A 3,649-nucleotide genomic window follows, 5' to 3' on the forward strand; every position below is an offset into this window, starting at 1 on the left:
GTTGTAGAACCCGCGCCAAATGCCTTTATCAGGGTGCCTTGCGGCTCCCTTAACCATCGTCTTTGAACCATGTCCTTGATCGTCAAAGTTTGCGGCCTGTCCACGCGCGAGACGCTCGACGTCGCGCTGGATTCCGGCGCGGACATGGTGGGCTTTGTGTTCTTTCCGCCGTCGCCGCGGCATCTCAGCCTTGAGGTGGCGCGTGATCTCGGCCAGGCCGTCAAACGCCGTGCGGCCAAAGTGGCGCTCACGGTCGATGCGGACGATGCGACACTTGCCGGGATCGTCGAGGCGCTGCAGCCCGATCTCTTGCAATTGCATGGTCACGAGACCCCAGCACGGCTGCGCGACGTCAAGCGGAAATTTGCACTGCCGGTAATGAAGGCGTTGCCTGTCGAGACTGCCGCTGATCTTGCCGCCTTGCCCGGCTACGCGGAAGTAGCCGATCGCATCCTGTTCGATGCACGCGCGCCGAAAGAAGCCACGCGCCCCGGCGGTCTCGGTGCGGTGTTCGACTGGCATGTGCTGGAAAATCTCGACCTCAAACTGCCGTTCATGGTCTCGGGCGGTCTTCATGCGGGCAATGTCGCGGAGGCTTTCCGCGTAACGCGGGCTGGCGGCGTCGATGTCTCTTCCGGCGTGGAAGGCACCCCCGGCCGCAAGGACCCCGACATGATCCGAGCCTTTATTCGCGCCGCGCGCGCAACCGAAGAACTGATGGTTCGATGAACAAGCCGATTCCCAATTCCTTCCGCAGCGGTCCCGACGAGCACGGGCATTTCGGCACTTTCGGCGGCCGGTTTGTCGCGGAAACCCTGATGCCGCTGATCCTCGATCTGGAGAAGGCCTACGCCGACGCCAAGGCCGACCCGGCCTTTCATGTGGAAATGAACGGCTACCTGAAGGATTATGTCGGCCGCCCTTCGCCGCTTTATTTCGCGGAGCGGCTTACCGACCACCTCGGCGGCGCCAAGATCTATTTCAAGCGCGAGGAGCTCAATCACACCGGCTCCCACAAGGTCAACAATGTGCTCGGCCAGATCATGGTGGCGCGGCGCATGGGCAAGAAGCGCATCATCGCGGAGACGGGCGCCGGCCAGCATGGTGTGGCAACCGCGACGCTGTGCGCGCGGTTCGGCCTCGAATGCATCGTCTATATGGGCGCGGTCGACGTCGAGCGGCAGCAGCCCAATGTGATCCGGATGGAAATGCTGGGCGCCAAGGTGGTCCCGGTGCAGTCGGGAACGCGCACGCTGAAGGATGCGATGAACGAGGCCCTGCGCGACTGGGTCACCAACGTGCACAATACGTTCTACTGCATCGGCACGGTGGCAGGACCGCATCCCTATCCGATGATGGTGCGCGATTTTCAGTCGGTGATCGGGGAGGAAACCCGCAAGCAGATGCAGGAAGCGGAAGGCCGCTTGCCGGATTCATTGATCGCCTGCATCGGCGGCGGTTCCAATGCGATGGGCCTGTTCCACCCGTTTCTCGATGATCCCTCCGTGGAAATCTTCGGCGTCGAAGCCGCCGGCCATGGCCTGACGCAATTGCATGCCGCGTCGATCGCCGGCGGCCGCCCCGGCGTCTTGCACGGCAATCGGACCTATCTTCTGATGGACGATGACGGCCAGATCCAGGACGCGCATTCGATTTCGGCAGGTCTGGATTACCCAGGCATCGGGCCGGAGCATTCCTGGCTGCATGAAATCGGCCGGGTCAAATATCTGTCCGCGACTGACGAGGAGGCGCTGGCGGCATTTCAGCTTCTGTCACGCCTCGAAGGCATCATTCCCGCGCTCGAACCCGCGCACGCCATCGCCAAGGTGATGGAACTCGCGCCCCAGCGGCCGAAAGATCATCTCATGGTGGTCAATCTCTCCGGCCGTGGCGACAAGGACGTGCCGCAAGTCGGCGATATCCTGCGGGGGAAGAAGAAGTGACCACCCGCATCGACGCGCGGTTTGCGCAACTGAAGAAAGAACGCCGTTCGGCCTTCGTCACCTTCCTGATGGCGGGCGATCCCGATCCCGCGACGTCACTCGATATCATCAAGGCGATGCCGAAGGCCGGCGCCGACATCATCGAAATCGGCATGCCCTTCACCGATCCGATGGCGGACGGCCCGTCGATCCAGGCAGCCGGGTTGCGCGCGCTCAAGGCGGGCATGACATTGAAAAAGACGCTCGCGATGGTGGGCGAATTTCGCAAAGACGATAGCGCCACGCCGCTGGTGCTGATGGGTTACTACAATCCGATCTATATCTACGGCTTCGACAAATTTCTCACCGATGCGAAATCAGCAGGCGTCGACGGTTTGATCGTCGTCGATCTGCCGCCGGAAGAAGACTCGGAATTGTGCGTGCCGGCGATGAAGGCCGGGTTGAATTTCATCCGGCTTGCGACGCCGACCACCGACGACAAGCGCCTTCCGGCTGTGCTCGCCAACACGTCCGGCTTTGTCTATTACGTCTCGGTCACCGGCATCACCGGCAGCGCCAGCGCCGATACCAGCGCGGTCGGCGACGCCGTTGCGCGGATCAAGCGGCACACGGCGTTGCCGGTCTGCGCCGGCTTCGGCATTCGCACGCCGGAAGCAGCATCCGCGATCGCGTCCAATGCCGATGGCGCTGTCGTCGGCTCGGCGCTCGTGGATGTCTTGCGCGGAAGCCTCGATTCGGAAGGTAAAGCTACAGCCAGGACCGTGGGCGCTGTGGCCGAATTGGCAACCGCGCTGGCGGCCGGCGTTCGCCGCGCGAAATAGGCGGTGATGTCGGGAAGGGTGCGTTGCGCGGCGTCTTGCCGGGGCCTCCCGGGGACGCCATATATTTAGACGAATGAAGGCAATGCGGAGCACAACATGAATTGGCTCACCAACGTGGTCCGGCCGAAGATTCGCAACATTCTGCGCCGCGAGACGCCGGAGAATTTGTGGATCAAATGCCCGGACTCAGGCCAGCTCGTGTTCTACAAGGACGTCGAGGCCAATCAGTTCGTCATCCCCGGTTCGAACTACCATATGCGCATGGGCGCGGTGGCGCGCCTGAAGTCGATCTTCGACAACGAGACCTGGTTCGATGTGGCGCTGCCGGAGGTACAGGCCGATCCGCTGCGATTCCGCGATGAGCGCAAATATGCCGATCGCGTCAAGGACGCCCGCACCCGGACCGGGCTCAACGATGCCGTCAAGGTCGGTTACGGCAGGCTCGAGGGCGCGGCCGTCGTCATCGCGGTGCAGGATTTCGATTTCATGGGCGGCTCGCTCGGCATGGCGGCAGGCGAGGCCATCGTGCGCGGGCTCGAACTCGCAGTGGAGAAGAAGTCGCCTTTCATCGTGTTCGCCGCTTCCGGCGGCGCGCGCATGCAGGAAGGCATCCTGTCACTGATGCAGATGCCGCGCACCACGGTCGCCATCCAGATGCTGCGGGAAGTGAAGCTGCCCTATATCGTCGTGCTGACCAATCCAACCACCGGCGGCGTCACGGCGTCGTATGCGATGCTGGGCGACGTGCAGATTGCCGAGCCCGGCGCCTTGATCGGCTTTGCCGGTGCGCGGGTGATCGAGCAGACCATCCGCGAGAAATTGCCGGACGGCTTTCAGCGCGCCGAATATCTCAAGGACCACGGCATGGTCGATATGGTCGTGCAT

At 62.7% G+C, this 3,649-nt stretch carries 4 protein-coding genes; all 4 read left to right on the forward strand.

Annotated features, from left to right (window positions below; translation table 11 throughout):
• The first annotated feature begins 69 nt into the window (after positions 1-69).
• Positions 70-729 (forward strand): phosphoribosylanthranilate isomerase, encoded by a 660-nt coding sequence (locus WB528_RS17325; RefSeq protein WP_423889632.1) that lies wholly within the window; start codon positions 70-72, stop codon positions 727-729.
• On the forward strand, positions 726-1,943 hold the full coding sequence (trpB, locus tag WB528_RS17330) for a tryptophan synthase subunit beta (protein WP_423889633.1): 1,218 nt from the start codon (positions 726-728) through the stop codon (positions 1,941-1,943). The genes WB528_RS17325 and trpB overlap by 4 nt, the downstream gene beginning before the upstream one ends.
• Positions 1,940-2,764, forward strand: a complete 825-nt coding sequence (gene trpA / locus WB528_RS17335; protein WP_423889634.1) for a tryptophan synthase subunit alpha — start codon at positions 1,940-1,942, stop codon at positions 2,762-2,764. Before trpB ends, trpA begins: the two co-directional genes overlap by 4 nt.
• Before the next feature lie 96 nt (positions 2,765-2,860).
• Positions 2,861-3,649 (forward strand): acetyl-CoA carboxylase, carboxyltransferase subunit beta (accD, locus tag WB528_RS17340; RefSeq protein WP_423889635.1); only part of this gene is annotated, 789 nt, incomplete at its 3' end.

This window comes from Bradyrhizobium sp., assembly GCF_049586575.1.
Classification (GTDB): domain Bacteria; phylum Pseudomonadota; class Alphaproteobacteria; order Rhizobiales; family Xanthobacteraceae; genus Bradyrhizobium.

Bases quoted from the DNA above. Each gene is read 5' to 3' on its own strand.
- WB528_RS17325 (WP_423889632.1), top strand. From the start codon at position 70: ATGTCCTTGATCGTCAAAGTTTGCGGCCTGTCCACGCGCGAGACGCTC.
- trpB (WP_423889633.1), top strand. From the start codon at position 726: ATGAACAAGCCGATTCCCAATTCCTTCCGCAGCGGTCCCGACGAGCAC.